Below are 23,427 nucleotides of genomic sequence, written 5' to 3' on the forward strand. Positions count from 1 at the left end.
AACCCTTAATATCTTAGAAGGGCCGCCATGTGCGTGGCGGCCCCTTGTTTGTTGTTGTCTGGCCTCAGTTGTTTGTCGGTGTGGCCAGTTTCTCCATCACTTGATCCAGGTTGAAGCTGGCCGCCTTCTGTCGAGGCGGGAATTCCTGGAATGTTTCAAGGAAGGATCCGACATACTGCTGCGCAGGCACCAGGAAGTACGCACGTTCCAGCAACCAATCGTAATAAGTGTTGGACGTACGATAGGCCCGTTCATACGGATCGCGGCGCAGATTGACGATCAGTGGAATGCGCAATTCGGTCCACGGCTCGATCCACGCACGAAGCGTTGCCCAGGCTTTCTGCTCAAGGAAGATCAGTTTCCAATCCTCAAAGCGCAGCGCGGTCAGGTCGCCATCGTCTGAGAAATAGAAGATCTCCTTACGCGGGCTTTCGGTCGCCTCACCAGTCAGAAGGGGCAGGATGTTGTAGCCATCCAAATGCACCTTGTAATCACGGCCCATGCCCGAAGAGCTGTATCCCGCCTTCAGCTTGTCCTTGATTTCCGGATCACCGGCGACGGCCAGATAGGTTGGCAGCCAGTCCATATGGTGAACGATCTCGTTGGTTACAGAACCGGCTTCGATCTTGCCGGGCCAACGCACCATTGAGGGCACACGCCAGCCGCCTTCCCAGTTGGTGTTCTTTTCGCCCCAGAACGGGGTCGCCGCCGCATCAGGCCACGTGTTCATATGGGGGCCGTTATCGGTTGAGTAGTGGACGATGGTGTTGTCGGCGATGCCGAGTTCATCCAGCAGATCAAGCAACTGACCCACATGCATGTCATGTTCGATCATGCCAGCGGTGTATTCGTCAGCCACTCCGCCAACGATTTCGTTGGCCTGAGCGCGCATCTCGTCCTTGACGTGGGTCCGGAAGTGCATGCGCGTCCCGTTCCACCAGACATAGAAAGGCTGACCCTGTTCGTGGGCACGCTTGATAAAGTCGATCGCTGCGGCAACGGTTTCGTCATCCACCGTTTCCATACGCTTTTTGGTCAGCGGACCGGTGTCTTCGATGGTGCCGTCGGCCTTTGACTTGATCACCCCGCGCGGGCCATAGGCTTCGCGAAAGGTGCGACCGTCAGCCAGTACAGTATCACCGGGATAGTCTTCGTTTTCGGGCTCTTCCTCAGCGTTCAGGTGATACAGGTTTCCGAAAAATTCATCAAAACCGTGGTTTGTCGGAAGATGTTCATCCTTGTCGCCTAGGTGGTTCTTGCCGAATTGACCCGTGACATAGCCATGATCCTTAAGCAGACCGGGTATGGTCGGATCTTCGACTTGCATACCAAGATCGGCGCCCGGCAAACCCACCTTGGACAGCCCGGTCCGAAATACGGATTGACCCATGATGTAAGAGGATCGACCGGCGGTACAGGATTGCTCGCCGTAGTAATCGGTAAAGATCATTCCCTCCTTCGCGACACGGTCGATATTTGGCGTCTGATAACCCATCAGACCCATCGTGTAGGCCGAGATGTTGGATTGCCCGACGTCATCGCCCCAGATCACCAGAATATTTGGCTTTTGGTCTTGCGCCCATGCGGGAACCGCCAGCGCGACCGCAACCGTTGCGACAGCGAATCTACGTAAGCCCCTGCGCCAAGTGTCTGCCATTGAACGTGGTGGTGACATGGTTTTCTCCCGTTTTGCTGGGCCCTGTACGACCCTTTGTTGAAACTTAAATTTGGCGCGATAACTAATTAAAAACGCGGCCTGAAAGTTGGTTCGATATTGATCTGCGATAATGCGTGATAGAAGGAATCGAACGGAATTAGCATAGGCGATGATCTGTGTTAAAAACTTATCATTTGACGAGTTTGGAAAATTCTAATGTTAAACAAATCCAACAATCTTAAGACCTTGCGGAAAGGCGGCTGGTTCAGCAACCGTTCGACCGCATTTCAGCGCGACTTGCTGGAGTGTGGAATCGCGAAGGACTTTGAAGCGAGCGAGGCATTGTATCATTATGGTGATACAGTGAACGGTATTTTCGCCGTCCTTGAGGGGGGCGTACAGATAACCGTGCCAGCCGATGATGGGCAGGAGTTCGTCATACACCGCGAAGGCGCAGGTTTCTGGGTTGGCGACCTGGCTTTGTTCGCCGATTCCTCAAGGCTGGTCAGTGTTGTCGCGACACAGACAACCCGCGCCCTGTTCTTTCCAAACTCGCGTGTCACGAAGTTAGTTCAGGAGAAGCCTGATTATGTTAGGGATTTCTATGCGCTCAGTCATGAGAATATGCAGACCGCGCTGCGTATCGTGGCGAACCTTGTAGTGACTGGTACGGAAAAGCGCCTTGCGCTGCGCCTTCTCCATCTGGACGAGGGCACTTCGAAGTCCGACGGTTGGATTGAGGTGTCGCAAGAGGAGCTGGCCGAGATGATAGCGGTCTCGCAACCGACACTTCACCGTAGTCTGCACCGCCTTGCTGATCTTGGTTTTGTCGAGGTGGGCTATGGCCGCGTGCTTCTAAAGGACCGGCGTGGCCTTATTGCAAATTGTCAGAACTAAGCATCATGGGTTCAATGGGTTCAATGGGTTCAATGGGTTCAATGGGTTCAATGGGTTCAAGGGTTCAATAGGGGCAACGAATTGGCGTTAGCCCCTCGCGGCCGGACAAAGGTGTCAAGGGTGGCGATAGCCTCGGACCAATGCGGGGCCTGCCGGCCGGCATCAGACCCGTAGCGTGTTGCGCCGATCAATGCCAATTGCGCTTCAAGCTTATGTAAATCCATGGGTGTTTCTGCGCGTGCCTTCAAAAGATCCAGTGCCGAATAGGCGCCTGACAGGTCGTGGTTTTTCAAAGACAGCCTGAGCTGTGCAAGGGCATATTCGGCTGAGGACCTATAAGCACGTTCGCGTTCTTCCCGGCGCGTCCTGAAGCGGGGTGCAACCCAACGCCAGCCGGTCCAGATCATCAGCAACACGAGTGTTACCCCTAAGCCAAGCCTAAGAAAATCGCCCATGTCTTTCGGGGGCGTTTTGGGTGCAGCCAAGGTTAAGTCGACTGCAGGGATATCAACAGTTTCAACCTGTTGGGTTGTCAGGTTGAACCAGTCGATCGAAACAGCAGGAAGTTGCGTCTGCCCATCTGCCTGAGCCAGATAGACAACTTCATCAACGCGCTGACCTGACAAAACTCCGCGATCTTCAGCTTCGGTAAAACGCGGCTCTTTTGGGTATGCACGCAGAAGTTCATCCTGATTTTCCGGAATCAGAGGAGGTATCAAGATCGGAGTAGTCCCCGAAATTTTGGCTGTGAGCTTTCGCGTAATCGCGCCTCCGGTTTGAATGTCAGTGTCACCATCCAGCGTTTGTTCAATGGAAAAGCCCGACGCCAGAATAAGCGGGTCCAGATTTTGCGCGCCTTGCGGGATCACAGCGTCAAAGGATATTGGTGGCAGCGGGACCGAAACCTCAATCGGTGCGTTGGTATCAGGATCGGCGTAAGTAACCAGAATATCCATCTGGCCCAACTGGATTTTTCCAACTTGCAAAGGATAAAGGCGATAGCCGCGCTGAACACCAGACCACGTGTCGCCTTGCACAGTTTCGCTGACCGGGCCGGATGCGCGCTCGGGCAAGCGGACCAATAAGTTTTCTTGCTCCAATGACGGAAAGACCGGAGGGGCCGGCATGAAGGTAGGAACCAAAACCTTGACGCGCAAAATGGTGGGTTGCCCGACGATCACATCGCCCTCTGCAAGGTCCACTGTTACAAGTGGGGCAATATCTGTTGGGGTCTGCGGAGTGACCACCGTCGGCAGGAACAGTAAAATGAGGAATAGAAAATATCTCATTGCGATTGCACCTGATTTTCCAGCAGGAACCGGTTTCTCAGAAAGTCCTGCATGTCGGTATCAATTGCGCTGATCCACTGGTCTGCAGACATCGGCTGCGCTACTTCGGTCTGGGCTTGCACTGTGGTGTCCTGACCACGCGCGCCTTCATTGTCGAATACTGTATCATCCGCGCCGATCCCGGCCTCTTCGCTGGTATCCGATTGCTCTCGGGTGGTTTCGACATACTCCAGAATTGCTGTTGCAACTTCCAAATTGTGCTGGGCTTCTGGCCAGTCTGGTCGACGTTCTAACGCGGTTTCAAATGCTGCAATCGCTGGGCGGTACTCGCGGTTACGGATGCGCGCCATTCCTTCCGCAAACGCGGCTTCAGGTGTGTTCAACGACGAAAAGACCTCGGTCGCCTCAGGATAGCGGCCTGCTTTGAGCATGGCGTATCCTTGGTGGTATGGGTCCTGAAACAAATCGGCCGCGTCAGAAAAGCGCTTTTGGTTCATGGCGATCTGGCCTTGTTGATCAGGTGTTAGGAACCAGTCCTTCCAACCTTCGGCCCACGCATGACCGGATGGGTGCGTGATGAATAACATCAAAAATGCCCACCGAATGACCCAGCCGCGCCGGAACCACAAAAGTGAGAGCAACGCCGCAGGCCAGGCCAAAATCCAACCCTGATCCTGCCAATCCAACTGATCCTCTTCGTCCAGAGCGTCGACATAGGCGTTGTGAATACCTCTGTTTAGTCGCGTAACATCCTGATCTCCCGTCGAAAATGGCGCCACGGTCGCGGATGATAACGCGTCTAGCTGAACCAGTCTTTCGCCTTCTGGCAACATCGTAAGAAACAACAGGTCGGCCTCTGCACTATTCATTGCCTGAACCTGCGACGGGTCGATATCGTCCAGCACAAACAAAATGGCGCCCGGGGTTTCCGCATCGGCGAGTATGTTCTGAGCCAGTGCCAGGGCATCGGCTGCCGCGTCGCCTTTCAGCGGCATAACGGCGGGCGTTAACCCTTCCAGCAGCGGGCGAAGGATGTTGGCATCCTCGGTCAGGGGGGCAACGCGGTGCGGACTGCCTGCATACGCGATCAAAGCGGTCCGCGCCCCTGAGCGCGTGTTGATCAGATCGGTGATCTTGTATTTCGCACGCTCAAGCCGGGATGGGGGCAGGTCGGTGCCTTCCATGCTTTCGGTGACTTTCAGCGCAATAACCAACGGCGCGGTGTCTGCAATCAGTGGGTTAGGGGCGCGCGACCACGTTGGGCCCGCGGCGGCCAAGGTGACCAGCACTGCAATGGCCATGACCCCGTCTACGGGGTTCAGCTTGCGTTTGTCCGTGTCGCCCACCTTAAGGGCTTGGGCCAGGTGCGGGGCGATACCGTCTGGAATTTGAGTGGACCGTTCCGATCTTGGACGGATCAGCCACCAAACTGCAAAAACCGGTATCAGGAAAAGAAGCCAAGCCGCTCGGATAAAGTGGAAATCTGCGAGTGCCTCAATCATCGAACACTCCGCCGGTGTTGCGCGATATGAAATCCTGCGGAACTGAACAGGATCACGGCAATGACGATTAAAAGCGGTATATGGGTAAGGCTTTCGCGCGGTCGATAGCTTTGGGTTTCAACAACTCTTGGATTTTGCTCGTCGATCTGTTGGTAGGTCTGCGTCAAAGCGGCTTCGTCATCGGCAAAAAAGTATTGTCCGCCAGTCGTTTGCGCGATGTCTTGAAGGGCTTGCAAATCTACGCGGTCTTCACCTGTTGCGTTCGGGTCGCCAACTCCGATCGTATAAATGACCACATTTTTGTCCGCAGCGATTGCCGACGCGTTGACGGGTGTCATGCGGCTTGACGTGTCGGCCCCGTCGCTGAGGACGATCATCAGGCGTTGGTCAACTTCGCTCGAGTCAAACAGCTGTATGCCCAACCCAATGGCATCGCCAAGCGCCGTGTTCGGCCCAGCCATTCCCACTTCAGTCTGGTCGAGGAACCCATTCAAACTATTCAAATCTTCGGTGAACGGTGCCTGTACAAACGCGCGTGTCCCAAAGATGATCAGGGCCATTCGATCCCCCTGACGCGCTGCAATGAAGTCCCGCAGTACATCTTTGACCGCTGCGAGGCGCTGTTTGGGGGTTCCATCCTCGGACGTGAAATCCCGTTGGTCCATTGACCCGGATATATCTAGGGCCAGGACCACATCCCTCGCCGATTTTTCCACCACGATGGGATCTGCCAGCCGTTCAGGGCGTGCCAGCGCTGTAACCAACAAGACCCAAACCAGCGTCGCAATTATAGATTGCAACCATGTTCGTCCTAGAATGCTTGATCCGGTTTTGGGTTCAAGGCCGGTCGCGGCCGCGATGTGCCGGAAAAACGGAATGCGTGTGGCTTGCACCTTTTCCTTATGTGGTGGGGCGAACCAAAACACGACCAAAGGCAATGGCAAAAGAACAAAGACCCAGGGCGCGGCGAAGGTGTAGGTCATGCCCCTTGGTCCCTTTTGTGGAGTTTGATCCAACTGCGAACCAGATCTGGGACGTCGGTGTTTTGAACGGTTTCTTGATACGGCGCGGCAAGGAGGACTTCGCCGGAGGCGCCTTTAAATTCTTTCTTTTCATACGTCTGATTTAAAAAATTCAACCACTCTTGCCCGTGAAGACTTGCCACAGTCGCACGCGGAAAAGCGACCAGAGCGGTCCGCCGCAGAATCTCGGCCGCGCGTGCCGCATCGGTTCCGGCCCGCTCCAGTTCTGCAAGGGCCGAGCGTCGGTAGGCATTTGCCGACCAATGTCGACGGGCCAGGTAGAAGCAAGAGGTCCAGGCCGTTGCCAGCACCACTGCAAGAACCGCCCAACCCCATGTTTGCGGGGTCATTGCGATTGGATCTGGGGCCGGAGCAGGCTCTAGCATATCCAAAAGTTCAACCAGTGATTTGCCCGAAACATCGACCGCCATCATCGTCCCCCCGGATGCCCGAACAGCTTCAGCAACTGATCCAGAGCAGGGACCGCTGTTGTCAGAGGGACAATTGGGAAGCCATAGCGGCGGGACCACAGGTTCAACTGCGAAAGCCTGTCCTCCATCGCTGATTTGATGCGATCGTGCAGATCAGGGATTGAGCTGTCGATTTCGATCTGGTTGTCCCCGTCGGATACCGTCAGTTTTACCCCCGGAAGTAATGCGCGCGAACTTGGATCAAAAACATTGAAAAGGATCAGATCATTTGATCGCGATAACCTGCTGAAAAGACGTTCGGACCTGTCGTTGATCCCGTCGAAATCGGAAAACACGCACACCAATGCGTTCGTGTGTGCAAGTCGGACGGCCTGTTTCAGTACGTCGTTCAGTGTCACAGTTGGTTTTGGGCGCAGCTTCGCGTTCAGGCTACAATTCAATTCTCCAACAGATGATAGGAACCGCGTCAGTGCAGCAGGGCGCCGTTGCGGGTGATGCTCGGCCAAGTCCGTATCACCGAAAACAATCCCGCCAACACGGTCGCCTTGCCCCAGAACCCGATGTGCGGCAATGGCTGCGGCTTCTGCCGCGATCACGGATTTCATATAGATCTCGGTTCCGTAGAACATGGATACCCTTTGGTCGACCAACAAAAGGGCGGGGCGATCGCGCTCTTCCGTATAGACCCGAACATGGGGTGTGCCGGTGCGTGCGGTGACCTTCCAGTCAATTGTTCGAATGTCGTCACCTGGCATATACGTGCGCAATTCCTCAAAGTTCAGCCCACGTCCGCGTAAACGCGATGCGTGACGTCCATTGAGGATTGATCGCGCGGGTTGCCGGGGCAAAAGGCTGAGCGATCGCGATTTCGGACCCAGTCGTTGTAAATGTTCGGCATTCACATGGATGCGCGGGTCTGAGGGATATGTGGCTGTCTGCGCCATGTGGGGCCCTTACGGCAACGCCACAAGGCGTAGGATTTCCGCGATGACATCATCGGCTGATTTGGTGCTGCCCTGCGCTTCGAAGCTTAAGGATATGCGATGGCGAAAGACGTCATGGGCAATAGCGCGAATGTCGGCGGGGTCGACATAGTCGCGCCCGTTCATCCAGGCATGAGCGCGCCCGCACTTATCAAGCGCCAATGACGCGCGGGGGCTGGCCCCGATCTCGATCCAGTTGGCAAGCTCTTCGCTCAGGTTTTCTGGTGTTCGGGTCGCTTGCACAAGATCTGCCATATACCTGTCCATCGCGTCCGAGACATGGATCTGGCCGATTTCCGAACGCGCGGTGAACACAGCATCCTGTGGGATTGGGGCAGGGCGTTCCCCAGACATTTCCCGGCCTGTTGCGATTTCCTCGTTCCGGACCAGGCGTATGACTTCGACCTCGTCTTCGACCGGCGGGTAGGTGATCTGAACATGCATCAGAAACCGGTCCATTTGCGCTTCGGGCAGGGGGTACGTGCCCTCTTGTTCAATGGGGTTTTGCGTGGCCATTACGATGAACAACGGGTCCATTTTGTGCGTTGTTCCGGAAACCGTGACCTGCCGTTCTTCCATCGCCTCAAGCAGCGCGGCCTGAACCTTGGCCGGGGCTCTGTTGATTTCGTCCGCCAATACGATGTTGGCAAAGATCGGGCCGGGATCGAAGCGAAACGTGCTGCCCGTATCGGTTTGCTGAAACACTTCGGTTCCGGTCACGTCTGACGGAAGAAGGTCTGGCGTGAACTGAATCCGGCTGAAACTGGCGTCCATGTTGCGCGCCATTGCTTTGACGGCGCGGGTCTTTGCAAGGCCGGGCAATCCTTCGATCAACAGGTTACCGTTTGCCAGCAAACCGATGATCAGGCGATCAATGACTTCGGTCTGGCCAATGATGGACTGTCCCATTCGGGCCTTGAGGTCGCTTATTTGTTCGTGTGCATTCATTTTGGTGATCCAATTGCAGCCAATCGGTTAAAACAGGCTGGCAGGTTTCCAAATTATCCGGGCGGTCAGAAATATTTCGTAATGACTGCAGGTTAGCAGCCCTTCCGAAGTCAATCCACTACGAAATCCGGCTTGCAAGCCGCCTCATATCCGCCAACAGATCGGGCCTGATCTCTCCGGTGTTTGGATTGTCGCGCAACGTCTTGAACCAATGGCCCGGCGGCTGTTTGCCAGCGGCCCGGTTCCACGTCAAAGCGCCGAGGACGGATTGCGCATCGGCGTTTAATTCCTGAGGGATTTCAAAGCCATTAAGCACCGCCCAAACGCCGGTCCACAGCCGGGCGACTGACCATGGGTTATAGCCGCCTCCGCCCAGAACAAGAAACCTGGGTGCCATATCTCTTAGGTGTGCCACGGCGCGCCAATGGGCGTTGTTTGACAGAGACAGGCGCGACAGCGGGTCTTCGGCGACAGCATCCGTGCCACATTGAAGGATAATCGCCTGCGGGCGAAACGTTGCCGTGGCGGGCAGGATCACCTGATCCAGTATCGCGTAGAACTCACTATCGTTCAGTCCGCGCGCGACTGGCAGGTTGAACGCAGCACCCCCAGCCGTGTCTTCAAGCGCGCCGGTAAAGGGCCAGCGCCGCGCCTCGTGGACCGAGATCATTCTGACTTTGGAAGATCCGCAAAAGGCGGCTTCGACCCCGTCACAATGATGCGCGTCGATATCCACGTAAACGATACGCTCTAGACCTGCATTCAGAAAGGTCAGGATCGCAAGTACAGGATCGTTCAGATAGCAGAACCCGTTTGCGCGGTCAGGCAGGCCGTGATGCGTCCCACCGGCCGGATTATAAACAATCCCTCCCTCCCGCAGTAGTTCTGCGGCCAGCAACGATCCCCCTGCGGCGGTTGCTGGCCTGCGAAACATTTCGGCGAAAACTGGATTTGAAAGTGTGCCAAGGCCGTATTTCTTGCGCGTTTCATCGGAAACCGACTGTGTCTTTTCCGCTTTTTGAAGCGCGGCAATATAATCGGGCGTGTGAAAGAGGCGCAGGGCGTTAGGCTTGGCCCGGGGGCTGACCCGATATGCCTCGGGGGGAAGCCATCCTTGCGCCCGGCATAGATCAATAACCGTTGAAACGCGCGGGATCGCAAGCGGGTGTTTCGAACCATAGGTCGAGTTTCGATAGATCTCTGATCCGATGAACAGTGGGCGCATCGCTCAGGTGGTGGAAGTTGGTTGTTGATCTTCACCCAGTCGTCCATCCAGCGACATCAGGATTGCGATCGGGCGCAGCGCGGGGATGTGGCTGAAGACAATAAGGATGCAGACCGTCAGAGGTACACTTAGAAAGGCGCCGATCATGCCCCAGACGGTTGTCCAGAAGGTCAGCGCGAGAATGACTAGAAACGTCGACATGTTCAGCGAACGCCCCAGCATGGCGGGGTCCAGAAAATTGCCGATGAGGAACTGGATCGTCCCGCATCCAAATACGATGATGAGGAACGGACCGATGCTGTCGAACTGAACAAGTGCAATCATCGCAGGAAAAATCACCGCAATGATCGAACCGATTGAGGGGATGAAATTCAGCGCAAAAGTAAGTACAGCCCATGTTTCGGCGTATTCAAGACCCAATAGTTTGAAAACCGAATAGCTGATTCCGGCGGTGATCAGGCTGATGAATGTCTTAACACCGACATAACGCTGCAGGCTGTAAGAGATCGCGTCCAGTACCGACGCAAATTCGGCCCCGGTCTGAGGGTTTCCTGCCGCCAGTTGTATCTTTTTTCGAAAGGCCAGCCGTTCAGCCATGAGGAAAGCCACATAAAGGCTGATCAGGAAGAAATGGTTCAGCAAGGACGTGGCGCTGCCCAACAGAACGCGAGCGACATAAGACATGTCGATGCTGATTAGGTTGTCCCTGATAAAGGTAGTCACGTCATTGCCGACCAGCCCTGTGACGCGGTTTACCGCGCCGTCGAACTGATTTTCATAGGTGCTGATGGAACGCGCGAACTGGGTCGCTTGGCTGCCCAGAATATACATGATCATGAACAAGCCCGCCAAAACGACTGTCACACCAGCGACATTGGCCAGCCAGACAGGGGCGTGGGTGACAGAAATCACCCGGTCGCTTAGGGCGATAATCAGAACGTTGATCAGCAATGCCATCGTCAAGGGAATAAGAAATGCGGACCCGGCATACAGGCCCAGCACGGTCAGCGTGGCAACAATGGCGGTATCGCGGACGACAGACAGCTTCAGCCGGGGTGTCGTATACGTATCGTTTTGGTCCAAGGGCATCGGTTTCCCGCCGCTGAGCTGAGATTGCCTCAAGCTGGTTATCCTGTCCTGATCCTGCACAGCCGCGCGGGATTATGCAATGCACCCAGATATTTGTACGGATTAATTTGTCTTTATACTGGATTTGATGGTTCTGTGATCCAATGAGCCGGGGTAGGCTTTCGGCATGAGCGCGAACGTGATTCCCCTTTTTGGCCGGCCTCTTCAGGCGCTGTGGCTGGCCCTTGGTCGCTTTGGTGCCAAGAACGGGTTGGTGATGAGCAGCCATGTCGCCATGTCCCTTATGCTCGCCTTGTTTCCGTTCGTCTTGTTTACTGTGGCCTTGGCCGGATCCTTGTCTCAGGATTATGTCACCAACGAATTGATTGAGCTGATCTTTGGGGCTTGGCCGCAAGACGTGGCCGACCCTATTGTGGCCGAGCTGCGGGCCGTGCTGGAAGAATCCGGTTCAGGGGTCATAACCATCGGGGGTTTGTTGGCCGTGTTCTTCGCATCCAACGGAGTTGCGGCCGTTCGTGCAGCGATGAACCAGGCATATCATGATCACGATAGCTGGCCGTTCTGGAAAACCCGGCTGTTCTGTTTGGCGCTGGTGGTAATCGGTGGCGCCACGATTCTGGCGATCGCTGCGGTCGAGGTGGTCTTGCCGGTCTATACAAAACTTGTGTCTGAAAGGACTGATGTAAACGTATCAGAGTGGTTGTCCGTGGATCGGCTGCGATGGACCTTTACGGTTGCCGTTCCAGCCGGAACCGTGATTCTGGCGCATCTTCTTTTGCCGACACGTCGACATTCCGTGATGCAGATTCTGCCCGGCGTGGTTCTTACGCTGGCGCTATGGGCAGCAGGGGGATGGGCGTTCTCGATCTATATCGGTCAGTTTGCGTCTTACAGCACGACCTACGCCGGATTGGCCGGTGCAATGGCGGCCTTGATCTTCCTGTATCTATGCGCCGCGATCCTGATTTTGGGCGCTGAGTTTAACGGCGCTTTGATGGACCTTCAGAATTCCGGCGAAGGGACCGTGGATTGAGACATTTTCTTTTCGGTTTGTTAGTGCTTTTCCCGGCGTTCGCTTGGGCACAGGTTCCGTCTTATGTCGGCTCGGATAAATGTGTTGAGTGTCATAAGGCCGAAGCCGACGCATGGGCCAAATCTCATCACGCATTGGCGTGGACCGAGGCAGATGCCGGTCATGTTGTCGCTGACTTTGACGGCACCAGATTTGAGCATGACGGCATGTCTGTCGAGTTTTCCAGCGACGATACCCTGCGTGCTCGGGTCACCGAGAAAGACGGTGTAGCGACCGAGTATGATGTGCACTCGGTGATTGGCATCGCGCCACTTCAGCAATATCTGTTCGAAACCGAACCGGGCCGCTTGCAAAGCTTTGACGTGGTTTGGGATACCGAGCAAAAGCGTTGGTTTCACCTTTACCCCGATCAAGATCTGCCCCCGGATGACGGCTTGCATTGGACCGGACCCTACAAAAACTGGAATGCCCGCTGCGCAGAATGTCATGCGACTGCTTTTGAAAAGAACTACGACGCGCAAACCCGCAGTTACACATCAATACAGTCGGAAATAGGTGTCGGGTGTGAGGCGTGCCATGGCCCGGGTTCTGCCCATATCGACTGGACCAACGGCCAAAGTGTCGGCGGCGACCTGACAGAATACGGGTTCACTACGGATTGGGGCAGCAGTCAGACCGAAGCTGAAATCCAGCAATGTGCCGGATGCCATTCACGCCGTGAAGCACATGGTGACGGCAACCCCTTGCCGGGAACGCCGTATCATGATGCCTATAACCTCGCGGTCCTAAGGCCGGGATTGTACCACCCGGATGGGCAGATACTGGATGAAGTCTATGTCTATGGCTCGTTCCTGCAGTCCAAAATGTACGCGCAAGGCGTAGGGTGCATGGATTGCCACGAGCCTCACAGCGCAACGTTGCGGGCCGAGGGGAATGGTGTTTGCACACAGTGCCATTCTCCCGCTGGGAACAGCCGATTTCCGACCTTGATGTCAAAAGAATATGACTCGCCAGATCATCACCACCATCCTGACGGCAGCGACGGCGCACACTGCAAGTCGTGCCATATGATCGAGCGTGTCTACATGGGGGTTGATGGTCGGCGTGATCACAGTTTCCGTATCCCGCGCCCGGACTTGGGGCTTGGCGAAGATGCCTGCACCGATTGTCATAAGGACGAGGATCAGGAATGGGCGGCGACACAGATTGAGGCATGGTTTCCCCAGTCGGAACAGCGTGGCACGCATTATGGCACGTCGTTTCAGCAAGCGCTGACAGGCCGCGCGGACGGACCCGCCGCATTGCTTGATATCGCCACCGATCCCGGGCAGGCGGGCATCGTTCGCGCGACAGCGGCGTATTTGCTGCAGGATTTTGGCTCGGACGAAATTGCGGCTCAGACGGCGTCTTTGCTGGCGGACGTTGATCCGGTTGTCCGCGCCAACGCAGCCACTCTGCAACGATATGCGAGTATGTCGGATCGGGTTCAGCGGTTGGAACCGTTGTTGTCGGACCCGCGCCGTAATGTTCGGATTGCAGCGGCGAAAGAGTTTCTGACCATTCCGCCGCAAGTAATGACCCGCGAACAAGGGCAACTGGCCGGGCAGGGTATGTCCGAGTGGCAAGGCGCGATTGCCAACCGCCTGGATTTTCCCGAAACGCACATGGTGCTGGGTGGCATGGCTTTGACGCTTCGCAATCCTGAAGCGGCCGAACGCGCCTTTGCCGAAGTGATTACCCTTGACCCGCAGCGTGCTGAAGCGTGGCCGATACTGGTTCAACTCGTTCAATTGAACCGTGGGGTCGAGGCCGCGCAGAGCGTTCTTGCTGAAGGGTTGTCGCGGGTTCCAAACCACCCCGAATTGCTGCAATTAAAGGCCCAGATCGGGCGCTGAATTGGCATTGTAATACCCGCTTTCGGCCACGTTCACGGCAAAATCTATCGGTATCTAAATCGGAAGGAGTAGAAGCTTTTTTCGGTAAGGGGTTTGAAATGCTTGGAAAACCGGTTCGGATATCGCAATTGCAACGACCGCTATCAATGTCCCAGCGCATTGAAGATCTGCGCACACGGAAGCCGCAATACCTTAACCATGGCGAGGCTCTGCTGCTACAGGGCATCGCAGCTGCGTCCCTGCGCGAACAGGTTCTGACAGGAGAGCGGGTTTCGTTAGAGGATTAAGAGTCGCCCCGAAACCCAGTCGCTACAACAAATTTCTCGGAACTGTCTGAGCGGGACGCAGGTGGTTTGACGTTGGCGACCTTGGTGAATTTCTGTTTCAGAAGTTTTTGCAGATCGCCCTCGGCACCACCGGCCAGGACTTTAGCGACGAAGGTGCCGCCTTCTTCCAAAACATCAAATGCGAAATAGGCGGCTGTCTCACACAGTGCCATGATCCGCAAATGGTCGGTTTGCTTATGCCCCGATGAGGCGGCTGCCATGTCCGACATTACCACATCGGCCTTGCCGCCCAGCCATTCTTTAACCTTTTGGTCGGCGTCGTCTTCCATGAAGTCCAGCACATGGGCCGTTGCGCCAGCGACCGGCTCGACTTCTTGCAGGTCCACGCCCAGAACCGTGCCGATCCGCTTGCCGCTTTTTTCGCCCAGCGCATTCACCCGCTTGACAGCGACCTGCAACCACCCGCCGGGCGCGCAGCCCAGATCAACGACGCGCGCGCCGGGGACCAGAAAGCGAAACTTGTCGTCCAGTTCCAATATCTTATAGGCCGCGCGTCCGCGATACCCTTCGGCATTAGCGCGCTTGACATAAGGGTCATTCAACTGCCGTTCGAGCCAGCGGGTTGAGCTGAGCTTGCGCCCACGTGCAGTCTTGACCTTAACCTTCAGGTCGCGCTGTCCGCGGCCCGAGTTGTTTTTGCCAGTCGGTGTCTTCGCCATCAGAACGGTCCGTCTTCCAATACGCCGTCCGCGCTCATTTGTGCATAAAGCAAACCCTCGCGCAGCCCACGATCCGCCACGGAAAGGCGGTCGGTGGGCCAGCAGCGTAATAGTGCCTGCAAAATGGCCGAGCCGGACATGATCAGGGCCTGCCGGTCATCACCGATACGCGGATCCCGGCGCCGACCCTGAGGGCCGAGTTCTAGATAACCACGTATCACTTTGTCAATCTGATCGCTGGTCATGCGCAGGCCATCGACCTTGGTTCGGTCATACCGTTTGAGCCCAAGGTGGGAGGCAGCAACGGTTGTGACCGTGCCGCTGGTGCCTACAATCTGAAACCCTTCACGTGCCTGCTCATCTTTGTAGGGGGCGAAATCGGCCAGGTTCTCTTCGAAAAACCAGCTCATCAAGGCAAACCGAGCCGAGTCATCCTCGACGTCATTGAACTGATCCCGAAGGGTCGCGACCCCCAAGGGAACACTGATCCAGTCCACAACCTTGGCCGCAGGAAATGGGCTTTCGGCCGCGTGGAACCCATTGTGCAGGCGCATGATCGCCGCAGGTCTGTCCCGGCGCGGAACGGATGAGATGTCGATCCACACCAGTTCGGTCGAGCCGCCGCCGATATCCACGACCAGCAATTGTTCGGTCTTGGTTGAAACCAGAGGCGCGCAGGAGATCACGGCAAGCCGTGCTTCTTCCTCGGGCTGGATGATCTCAAGCGTCAGCCCGGTTTCGCGCCGCACCTGCCGGATGAAGTCGCGTGAGTTTTTGGCGCGCCGACAAGCTTCGGTCGCAACCAGCCGCATTCGTCGGACTTTATTGCGTTTCAGTTTTTGCTGGCAAATCCGCAGCGCCTGAATGGTGCGCGCCATGGATGACCGGGACAAACGCCCGGTCCGCTCAAGACCCGCGCCCAATTGCACGGATTTTGAGAAGCTGTCGACCACATGGAACCCGCTGCCCTTGGGCTGGGCTATCAACATGCGGCAGCTATTTGTCCCCAGATCCAGCGCCGCATACAACGCATCTGGATCGGGTCTTGCCGGCGCGGGGCTTTCGACCGCCTTCGGGAACGCGCCCGCACCTTTGGGACGCTTGGGCGCCATCGTAACGCCCTCCGATTTTCGAGTTACCCCGACCATAGGTCGCGCGCCTGCGTCGTGCAAGACGCTCATTAAGGTGATGAGAATTTTGATGTGAGGGTTTGCTCAAGACTTCGTTACAAGGCCGGTATCCCATCGTGGGTAAAAAGGTCGTTAGAACTCTGCCTTGTGTCGAAAATCGACCGACCTGAGCCCATATTGAAGTTTAGAACCGATCCATCTGGTTAGGAGGAATCAAACGCGATGCCTGACGTCACCATCGTTTTTTGGCGCGATATCCCAGCTCAAGTCATCGTCGGCAAAGGCCGCCGGGGCGCAAAGCGGCAGTTGGAGGAACGGTTCGAGCAAGCCATCGACCGCGCGGCTATGAAGGTGAACGCCAAGGATAGCGACGCCTATCTGGCCGAGTGGCGCAAGGCCGAACCTTTTGCGGTTGAGGGCGACCCGTCCGAGATCGCCGAGGCCGAGGCCGTGCGTCTGGAAGCGGAATATGATCAGGACCGCATCAAGGCGCTGATTGCAAATGACGGTTGGGCATGAGCCCGAAATCTATATGGGAGGCCGCGATGGCTTTGCTGAACTTCAAGAAACGTGATGCGGCCGAAAACGGCCCTGTGAACCCGACCGTCGAAGCCTTTTTGCAGGGCTATTCGATCGAGGTAATGCCCCGTACGGCCGAAAAGGTCGAGGATTTCCGCGCTCTGCTGCCCGACGGCACCCGCGTCTACATCGCCCATATCGAGGGCACCCCGATCGAGGACATGGTCAAGACCGCCAAGCGCATCGCTGCCGAGGGCTATCCGGTCATGCCGCACTTTCCTGCGCGGATCATTAAGGACGCGGCGACGCTGGAAAACTGGATTTCTATGTATCAGGGCGAAGCGGGCGTGGATCAGGCGCTGCTGCTGGCCGGTGGACTGGACAGGCCGCAGGGTGATTTTGACAGTTCGATGCAACTGATGGAGACCGGCCTGTTTGACAAGGCAGGTTTCAAGCGTCTGCACGTGGCTGGTCACCCCGAGGGCAACAAGGATATCGACCCGGACGGCTCGACCAAGAATGTTGACGATGCGCTGCGCTGGAAACAGAAATTCAGCGAGACAACCGACGCCGAAATGGCGCTGGCGACACAATTTGCGTTCGACGCGAAGCCGATCATCGAATGGGCAGACGGTCTGAAGGCCGCGGGGATCGACCTACCGATCCATATTGGTATTGCGGGTCCGGCCAAGTTGCAGACCCTGATCAAATTCGCGATTGCCTGTGGCGTTGGTCCATCGCTGAAGGTTCTGCAAAAGCGCGCGATGGATGTATCCAAGCTGTTGCTGCCTTATGAGCCGACCGATGTGATCACCGAATTGGCCAACCACAAAGCGGCCAACCCGGATTTCAACATCACCAACGTACATTTCTTCCCGCTTGGCGGCGTCAAGACCAACGCCAACTGGGCTATCAACAATGGCGGCGCTTCGGCAAAGCCTGCAAATACCTAAGGAACGGACATGACCCGTACTGTCGTAGAATCAAAAACAAAAACCGCCGTTCTGGGCTTTGACGAACCGTTCTGCGTGATCGGTGAGCGGATTAACCCCACTGGCCGAAAGAAACTGGCCGCAGAACTGGAAGCGGGCGATTTCTCGACTGTCGAGAAGGACGCCATCGCGCAGGTTGCAGCAGGCGCGACCGTTCTGGATATCAATGCGGGCGTTGTCTACAACTCGAACCCCAACCCGAACGAGACCGAGCCACCGCTTATGACCAAGATCGTTGAGCTGGTTCAGGGCCTGGTTGACGTCCCGCTCTGTATCGACTCGTCGGTTCCGGGCGCTCTGGAAGCCGGTCTTGAGGCGGCTGAGGGCCGCCCGCTTCTGAATTCGGTTACCGGTGAAGAAGAGCGTCTGGAATTGGTGCTGCCGCTGGTCAAGAAATACAACGTGCCGGTTGTGGCAATCTCGAACGACGACACCGGGATTTCCGAAGACCCTGATGTGCGGTTTGACGTCGCTAAGAAGATCGTTGAACGCGCCGCCGATTTCGGCATTCCGGCCCATGACATCGTGGTTGACCCGCTGGTTATGCCCATCGGCGCGATGGCAACCGCTGGCCAGCAGGTATTTGCATTGGTTCGTCGCCTGCGCGAGGAACTGGGCGTGAATACGACTTGCGGTGCATCCAACATCTCGTTCGGTCTGCCGAACCGTCACGGCATCAACAATGCCTTCCTGCCGATGGCAATGGGCGCTGGCATGACCTCGGCGATCATGAACCCTGTGGCCTTGCCAGTTGGTCCCAAAAAGCTGGCTGAAAAGAAGGCCGAGGTAGCAGCCAAAGGCATCGTACTGCCTGCGGATATGGATGATGAGACCTTCTGCCAACTGTTCGGCCTGGGCTCGACCCAACCGCGCGCCGGCAAAGAGATGGAGGCCATCCGCGCCGCTAACCTGCTGACCAACAACGACCCGCATGGCGGGGCATGGATCAAGTTCAACAAGTCGCCTGAAGAAGCCGCGGCAGCCGGTGCCGCAGGTGGTCGTCGTGGTGGTGGACGTCGCCGCCGCGCGTGATCCGCATCACATTTTGAGTCAAAGCCGGGCCTAGTGCCCGGCTTTTTTTCGTTTGACACCGATCAATGCCTCTTGTGGCCGTTGTAGTGACACTGGTTGTGATTTTTTCGCAGATCAGGGCGCCATTATGACCAAGCATGTTCCCCCGAAACTGACCGAGGCAGATCTGTCGCTGAGGCTGGGCAAGAAAGAGTATTTTGAGGAACTGGTAGAGTTGCAGGCGCAACTGGCGTTGATCCAACAGGCGTTTTTGTTTCACGGGACCAAGGGCGTGCTGGTGTTCGAAGGATGGGACGCGGCGGGCAAAGGCGGCACGATCCGGCGGATCAGTCAGGCGTTGGACCCGCGCAGCTTCAAGGTTTGGCCGATTGGTGCGCCGCGCAACTACTACCTGAATCGTCATTACCTGTTGCGGTTCTGGGAACGGCTACCGCCCGAGGGCGCGATCTCGGCTTTTGACCGAAGCTGGTATGGGCGGGTGCTGGTCGAGCGGTTGGAAAAGTTCACCTCCGAAGATCGCTGGCGCGCCGCTTATGGTGAGATCAACGATTTCGAGCGAATGCTGGTGGATGACGGCACGCGGATCGTAAAGCTGTTCTTCCACATCTCGCCCGAGGAACAGATGGCGCGATTCACCGAACGTCTACGCAACCCGCTGAAGCGCTGGAAACTGACCTATGAGGATTTCCGCAACCGCGAACACTGGTCCGAGGCGGAAGTCGCGGTGGATGAGATGCTGGCGCGCACCTCGACCCAGATAGCGCCGTGGCACGTGATCCCCGCCAACAACAAGAAATACGCCCGGATCAAGACGATGCGAACGATTGTTGAGGCGTTCTCCAGGGACATCGACCTGAGCCCGCAACATCTGGATCAGCGAACCCTTGATGCTGCGTGCGAAGTGTTGGACGTTGAAAAATCGCTGATCGACAGCCTGCGAGCCCGGACAGAATAATCTTGCGGCATCCTGTCGAAACGCGCTTGAAGCTGGTCGTGAGCCAATGTTATTCAAACCCGCGCGGCGGGTATGATGTAATGGTAGCCTGTCAGCTTCCCAAGCTGAACGCGCGGGTTCGATTCCCGCTACCCGCTCCAAAATCTTTCCAATAAAAACAATGGGCTTAGTTCAGGATAGTTCAAAAAGGTGGTCAAGCGTATTCAAATCGGTTTATGAACAAATTTGAACAATTTTTGAACAAATGGGTATGGCTCCTATGAAGAAATCGCTTTTTCTACCCGTCATGACGATGGTCGCTATGTCATCTGCGGCTGTTGCCCAGCCAACTGCGGACCAGTTGTTAAAAGAGCTGGAAAGCGACCGTGAAATAGACCGTACCTTGGCGACCGCGTACCTTTCGGGGTCGTTTGAAGGAATGGATTATCTGCACGCAATGCAGGAGGGCGGTAAGATTTATTGTAAATCCGACAATTGAGCCTCCCCCACTGAACTGGTCCACCGTTATGTTTAGGAAACGGAGGACCACGAATGGCAAACAAGAGACCAAAGCCCGAAGAGATTGTCTCGAAGTTACGGCAGGTTGAAGTTCTGATGGGGCAAGGCATGTCCCGTCTTGATGCGATCAGGCAGATCGGCGTTGTTGAACAAACCTATTACCGCTGGAGAAAGAAGTACGGTGGAATGGGTGTAGATCAGTTGAAAGAACTCAAGCGGCTTCAGAAAGAGAACGAGCGACTGAGACGCGCGGTTTCAGATCTGACGCTGGACAAACTGATCCTGACGGAAGCCGCAAAGGGAAACTACTGAGCCCCGCTCGTCGTCGTGCCTGCATCGATCATGTTCGTAGCCATCTGAACGTTTCCGAGAGACGCGCCTGCCGCGTGCTTGGACAACACCGGTCCACGCAACGGCGTGTCCCAGAAGGTCGCGCAGACGAAGACCGATTGGTGGCCGACATGATCGAGCTGACCCGTCAATACGGTCGATATGGCTATCGCAGGATCGCTGCACTGCTGAGAGAGGCTGGCTGGTCTGTCAGTGATGGGCGGATTGAACGGCTTTGGCGACGGGAGGGGCTGAAAGTGCCAGTGAAACAACCGAAGAAAGGACGGCTCTGGCTGAACGATGGGTCGTGTGTTCGGCTACGGCCAGAGTTTCGCAACCATGTTTGGTCGTATGACTTCGTCCATTGCCGAACCGATGATGGAAAAGCCTTCCGAACGCTGAACATCCTTGATGAATACAGTAGGGAATGCTTGGCAATCAGGGTCGAGCGGAAACTGAACTCGACCGATGTAATCGACGTTCTGACGGATCTGTTCATACTTCGCGGCGTGCCGAGTTTCATACGTTCTGACAATGGGCCGGAATTTGTCGCCCAGGCTGTCCGAGACTGGATTGCTGCCGTCGGCGCCAAGACGGCTTACATCGAACCCGGCAGCCCATGGGAGAACGGATATTGTGAAAGCTTCAATGGCCGGTTCAGGGATGAGCTACTCAACGGAGAGATCTTCTACAGCTTGCGCGAAGCACAAATCCTGATCGAACAATGGAGAAAACACTACAACACAAAACGACCCCACAGTGCTCTGGGTTACCGCCCGCCAGCGCCCGAAACCATCATCCCGATGGATCACTGGCCGATGATGCACTAACAATCAACTTGGACCAGTCAGTTGAGGCTGCTCAGCTTTGGCCTGATTTCTTTCGATTTTGGGCCAAAAGAATACCAATTTCTGCCAAGCGAAAGAAAAACAGATGTATAACTTACCCCCAAGCGGCCCGTACGTACCGTTTATCCAGCCCTTTAGACTTGGCCGTTTCATGGTCATTGGACTAACGACTGCCAACGAGAAATAGTCTGTTTGAAAATCAGCAAATGGAGTTATCTGATGATCAGGTTGTCGTCTGTAATGTTTTTGATAGTTCTGTCTAACGCTGCTAACGCCAACGACGACCAAGTCACATGCAAATACATAACTTCAAAGGGACAAGAAGAAGCGTTTATTTTTGGCGATGAGTGGGCTGTACATCGTTACTACGGCGCAGAAACCAACAAACCTCACCAAATCGATTACGAGTGCTGGCACACTGGGTTCACCTGTTGGGACTACGACGCACCACACTTCAACGTCTTGGAGCGAAAAGGCGACATTGTTATTAATGCTTTTGGTAACATTGAATCTCCGGCCCCGATGGTGCTTGTCTATGACGTTTCTTGCGACGACTGATCGATCACGTTTTTTCCGGTAGAACCCGAACACTTTTGGTCGCGTGGTCGTATTCCCAGATTTCCACATCATCGGGAATAAAATGGCGTTTCAGGCGAACAAAGCGTTCGGCAAAACTTTCGTCGTAGCCGTCACGGGTCGACCGTTCAACAAACAAGATTTTCCGGTACTCGGTAGGCGCGATGTGAAAACAATACATTTCCCTTTCAAGCCTTAGGGACCTTGCGCCAAAGTTGTTTTCACTAACTTTGTATGACTTACATTCGACAAGCACCGCAGGATCAGCCGAACCCAGATCGTAATGACGATCCTTTTTGACCGCACCGACACCGATTTGAACCGTGTGGCCAAGGTCCACATTGATGCCGCGATCGGCCAGAACGGTTTGCGCGATTTTTTCAAACGCACGGCCCGCTGCGGCGTTCGATGCTACACCTTTTCTCTGATGTTTCATGATGCAAACTCAATTGTGATCAATCCGCTGTCAGGCTGGTAGCTGCACGACACCACCTTGGTGGCGGTTTTTTCTCCTGCAACGTCAAAAAAAAGCCCGTTTCTTTGATGAGGTATCAAATTGCTACCAATTGCAAATCTGAGGAACAGGAAATGAAGCTCATTATTTCGGCAGTGATACTTACTTTGACAGCGACTACTGCTCAAGCGCAGCAAGGGCCGTTTGTGGCTCTGAATGCCGGTGGAGAGAAAGGTGGCGTTTACGTGGTGGACACAAGAACTGGCACGGTCAAACATTGCGTGTTGGGTAGGAACAGTATTTCTACCCTGCCTGAAGTCCAGTGTGCGCCTGAAAAAAAGAAGCAGTTCTGATAGGTAGCTTTTTGCATAAAGGACTTTGGCCCTCGTCACATTGAATATGTGGCGGGGACAGTTGTGCAACCGACGGCCTAATAATGATCAAAGTTATCAATCACGATATGGACACCGGCTATGACGTCAGGTTCGTCTGGCGGTTTGGCACCCCGTTTGTTCAGCAAACGATAGGGCGAGGGAATGTCTTGCGCGAACACAAAATCACCAAGGTAACTAAACTGCCCGAGTCCGGCACGACACGGTCTGTCGGTGCTGCTGCGGGCTGGGGAACGGCAGGCGCAGTTGTGGCTGGTCCGTTTGGTGCTCTGGTTGGTGCGGCCTACGGTGCGCGATCACGTGGCACGACGCTTTTCGCGGTTGAGACAAAAGATGGACACAACGTCATCATTGAGACGGCCAAGTCAAAAGAGATTGCCAAGCTGGATAGTCTGGCGTCCTAACTGTGACCAACCGGCCCGTCCAACTCGGGCGCAATCGGCAACGCATGATCTGGTGGTTCTACGCCATGCTTTTCCAGCCATTCCAAGACTTCGCCCCATTGGGTTTGGATGCTAGGTGCGCTGCGGTATTCATGCAGCGACTCTAGTCGGCAGCGTAGATCATACGGAATTGTTCGTGGCCACTTGCGCATGTTGAAAGTTCTAACTTTGTTCCGGCGTAAGTCAAACGGTGGTTCCATCCCATGACGGGCCTTTTTGGTTCAATTCGGTTCAGTAGAATTTGAACAAGAATTTGAATAAAACGCACCAAACCCCAATGA

Annotated in this window: 25 protein-coding genes and 1 tRNA gene; 14 read left to right on the forward strand and 12 right to left on the reverse strand. The window is 55.5% G+C overall.

Going from position 1 to position 23,427, the window contains the following annotated elements:
* Positions 1 to 64: 64 nt before the first annotated feature.
* Complete coding sequence (locus tag ACT2B1_RS09690) at positions 65 to 1,675, reverse strand: arylsulfatase (RefSeq protein ID WP_371808243.1); 1,611 nt, start codon at positions 1,673 to 1,675, stop codon at positions 65 to 67.
* Between the two features lie 198 nt (positions 1,676 to 1,873).
* Here ACT2B1_RS09690 and ACT2B1_RS09695 point away from each other — a divergent pair, with 198 nt between their 5' ends.
* A complete protein-coding gene (locus ACT2B1_RS09695; RefSeq protein WP_481667652.1) occupies positions 1,874 to 2,554 on the forward strand; it encodes a Crp/Fnr family transcriptional regulator in 681 nt (226 codons plus the stop codon).
* Between the two features lie 56 nt (positions 2,555 to 2,610).
* Here ACT2B1_RS09695 and ACT2B1_RS09700 read toward each other — a convergent pair whose 3' ends face one another.
* The 8 genes from ACT2B1_RS09700 to ACT2B1_RS09735 form a co-directional block, all read right to left on the reverse strand.
* The gene (locus tag ACT2B1_RS09700; protein WP_481667653.1) at positions 2,611 to 3,843 is read right to left on the reverse strand and encodes a hypothetical protein; all 1,233 of its coding nucleotides are present in this window, start codon (positions 3,841 to 3,843) and stop codon (positions 2,611 to 2,613) included.
* Positions 3,840 to 5,345: a VWA domain-containing protein gene (locus ACT2B1_RS09705; protein ID WP_481667654.1), complete on the reverse strand. Its 1,506-nt coding sequence runs from the start codon at positions 5,343 to 5,345 to the stop codon at positions 3,840 to 3,842. The genes ACT2B1_RS09700 and ACT2B1_RS09705 overlap by 4 nt, the downstream gene beginning before the upstream one ends.
* Positions 5,342 to 6,328: a vWA domain-containing protein gene (locus tag ACT2B1_RS09710; RefSeq protein WP_481667655.1), complete on the reverse strand. Its 987-nt coding sequence runs from the start codon at positions 6,326 to 6,328 to the stop codon at positions 5,342 to 5,344. The genes ACT2B1_RS09705 and ACT2B1_RS09710 overlap by 4 nt, the downstream gene beginning before the upstream one ends.
* Positions 6,325 to 6,798 carry a DUF4381 domain-containing protein gene (locus ACT2B1_RS09715; RefSeq protein ID WP_171240769.1) on the reverse strand — a complete coding sequence of 158 codons (474 nt, stop codon included), beginning with the start codon at positions 6,796 to 6,798 and terminating at the stop codon, positions 6,325 to 6,327. The genes ACT2B1_RS09710 and ACT2B1_RS09715 overlap by 4 nt, the downstream gene beginning before the upstream one ends.
* Positions 6,798 to 7,742: a DUF58 domain-containing protein gene (locus tag ACT2B1_RS09720; RefSeq protein WP_171240770.1), complete on the reverse strand. Its 945-nt coding sequence runs from the start codon at positions 7,740 to 7,742 to the stop codon at positions 6,798 to 6,800. Before ACT2B1_RS09720 ends, ACT2B1_RS09715 begins: the two co-directional genes overlap by 1 nt.
* Before the next feature lie 9 nt (positions 7,743 to 7,751).
* A complete protein-coding gene (locus tag ACT2B1_RS09725) occupies positions 7,752 to 8,729 on the reverse strand; it encodes an AAA family ATPase (RefSeq protein WP_171240771.1) in 978 nt (325 codons plus the stop codon).
* A gap of 118 nt (positions 8,730 to 8,847) precedes the next feature.
* Positions 8,848 to 9,954 (reverse strand): acetoin utilization protein AcuC, encoded by a 1,107-nt coding sequence (locus ACT2B1_RS09730; RefSeq protein WP_481667656.1) that lies wholly within the window; start codon positions 9,952 to 9,954, stop codon positions 8,848 to 8,850.
* Between the two features lie 3 nt (positions 9,955 to 9,957).
* A complete protein-coding gene (locus ACT2B1_RS09735) occupies positions 9,958 to 11,043 on the reverse strand; it encodes an AI-2E family transporter (protein ID WP_171121713.1) in 1,086 nt (361 codons plus the stop codon).
* 166 nt (positions 11,044 to 11,209) lie between these two features.
* Here ACT2B1_RS09735 and ACT2B1_RS09740 point away from each other — a divergent pair, with 166 nt between their 5' ends.
* From ACT2B1_RS09740 to ACT2B1_RS09750, 3 genes are all read left to right on the forward strand, one after another.
* Positions 11,210 to 12,076: a YihY/virulence factor BrkB family protein gene (locus ACT2B1_RS09740; protein WP_171121490.1), complete on the forward strand. Its 867-nt coding sequence runs from the start codon at positions 11,210 to 11,212 to the stop codon at positions 12,074 to 12,076.
* On the forward strand, positions 12,073 to 13,971 hold the full coding sequence (locus ACT2B1_RS09745; protein WP_481667657.1) for a tetratricopeptide repeat protein: 1,899 nt from the start codon (positions 12,073 to 12,075) through the stop codon (positions 13,969 to 13,971). Before ACT2B1_RS09740 ends, ACT2B1_RS09745 begins: the two co-directional genes overlap by 4 nt.
* Before the next feature lie 98 nt (positions 13,972 to 14,069).
* Complete coding sequence (locus ACT2B1_RS09750) at positions 14,070 to 14,258, forward strand: hypothetical protein (RefSeq protein WP_481667658.1); 189 nt, start codon at positions 14,070 to 14,072, stop codon at positions 14,256 to 14,258.
* Here the strand turns inward: ACT2B1_RS09750 and ACT2B1_RS09755 are convergent.
* Positions 14,255 to 14,977 (reverse strand): RlmE family RNA methyltransferase, encoded by a 723-nt coding sequence (locus ACT2B1_RS09755; RefSeq protein ID WP_171124964.1) that lies wholly within the window; start codon positions 14,975 to 14,977, stop codon positions 14,255 to 14,257. The two genes, ACT2B1_RS09750 and ACT2B1_RS09755, sit on opposite strands and share 4 nt — an antisense overlap.
* Positions 14,977 to 16,089, reverse strand: coding sequence for a Ppx/GppA phosphatase family protein (locus tag ACT2B1_RS09760; protein WP_171124965.1), 1,113 nt, complete (start codon positions 16,087 to 16,089; stop codon positions 14,977 to 14,979). Before ACT2B1_RS09760 ends, ACT2B1_RS09755 begins: the two co-directional genes overlap by 1 nt.
* Positions 16,090 to 16,329: 240 nt before the next feature.
* On the opposite strand from ACT2B1_RS09760, the gene ACT2B1_RS09765 reads away from it, so the two are divergent.
* From ACT2B1_RS09765 to ACT2B1_RS09800, 8 genes are all read left to right on the forward strand, one after another.
* Entirely contained in the window at positions 16,330 to 16,626 is a 297-nt protein-coding gene (locus tag ACT2B1_RS09765) for a virulence factor (RefSeq protein ID WP_171121485.1), read from the forward strand.
* A 26-nt stretch (positions 16,627 to 16,652) separates the two neighbouring features.
* Positions 16,653 to 17,579, forward strand: a complete 927-nt coding sequence (locus ACT2B1_RS09770; RefSeq protein ID WP_481669018.1) for a methylenetetrahydrofolate reductase — start codon at positions 16,653 to 16,655, stop codon at positions 17,577 to 17,579.
* 9 nt (positions 17,580 to 17,588) lie between these two features.
* The gene (locus ACT2B1_RS09775) at positions 17,589 to 18,650 is read left to right on the forward strand and encodes a methyltetrahydrofolate cobalamin methyltransferase (RefSeq protein ID WP_171121484.1); all 1,062 of its coding nucleotides are present in this window, start codon (positions 17,589 to 17,591) and stop codon (positions 18,648 to 18,650) included.
* A gap of 127 nt (positions 18,651 to 18,777) precedes the next feature.
* Positions 18,778 to 19,605 (forward strand): polyphosphate kinase 2 family protein, encoded by an 828-nt coding sequence (locus ACT2B1_RS09780; RefSeq protein ID WP_171240775.1) that lies wholly within the window; start codon positions 18,778 to 18,780, stop codon positions 19,603 to 19,605.
* Positions 19,606 to 19,671: 66 nt separating this feature from the next.
* Positions 19,672 to 19,745 (forward strand) — tRNA-Gly (locus ACT2B1_RS09785).
* Positions 19,746 to 19,864: 119 nt separating this feature from the next.
* A complete protein-coding gene (locus ACT2B1_RS09790) occupies positions 19,865 to 20,083 on the forward strand; it encodes a hypothetical protein (RefSeq protein WP_481667659.1) in 219 nt (72 codons plus the stop codon).
* 53 nt (positions 20,084 to 20,136) lie between these two features.
* Positions 20,137 to 21,263, forward strand: a protein-coding gene (locus ACT2B1_RS09795) for an IS3 family transposase (protein WP_481667660.1) whose coding sequence is annotated in 2 segments (ribosomal slippage) — positions 20,137 to 20,401 and positions 20,401 to 21,263 — 1,128 coding nt in all. Because the reading frame shifts where the segments join, the coding sequence is not laid out codon by codon here.
* Positions 21,264 to 21,500: 237 nt separating this feature from the next.
* A complete protein-coding gene (locus ACT2B1_RS09800) occupies positions 21,501 to 21,839 on the forward strand; it encodes a hypothetical protein (protein WP_170645081.1) in 339 nt (112 codons plus the stop codon).
* Positions 21,840 to 21,843: 4 nt separating this feature from the next.
* Here the strand turns inward: ACT2B1_RS09800 and ACT2B1_RS09805 are convergent, their stop codons facing one another.
* Positions 21,844 to 22,293 carry a hypothetical protein gene (locus ACT2B1_RS09805; protein WP_481667661.1) on the reverse strand — a complete coding sequence of 150 codons (450 nt, stop codon included), beginning with the start codon at positions 22,291 to 22,293 and terminating at the stop codon, positions 21,844 to 21,846.
* A 152-nt stretch (positions 22,294 to 22,445) separates the two neighbouring features.
* Here ACT2B1_RS09805 and ACT2B1_RS09810 point away from each other — a divergent pair, with 152 nt between their 5' ends.
* Together ACT2B1_RS09810 and ACT2B1_RS09815 are read left to right on the forward strand one after the other, a co-directional pair.
* Positions 22,446 to 22,664 (forward strand): hypothetical protein, encoded by a 219-nt coding sequence (locus ACT2B1_RS09810; protein ID WP_170551221.1) that lies wholly within the window; start codon positions 22,446 to 22,448, stop codon positions 22,662 to 22,664.
* 83 nt (positions 22,665 to 22,747) lie between these two features.
* A complete protein-coding gene (locus ACT2B1_RS09815; RefSeq protein WP_170551220.1) occupies positions 22,748 to 23,107 on the forward strand; it encodes a hypothetical protein in 360 nt (119 codons plus the stop codon).
* Positions 23,108 to 23,427 lie beyond the last annotated feature (320 nt).

The organism is Ruegeria sp. S263 (assembly GCF_056780525.1).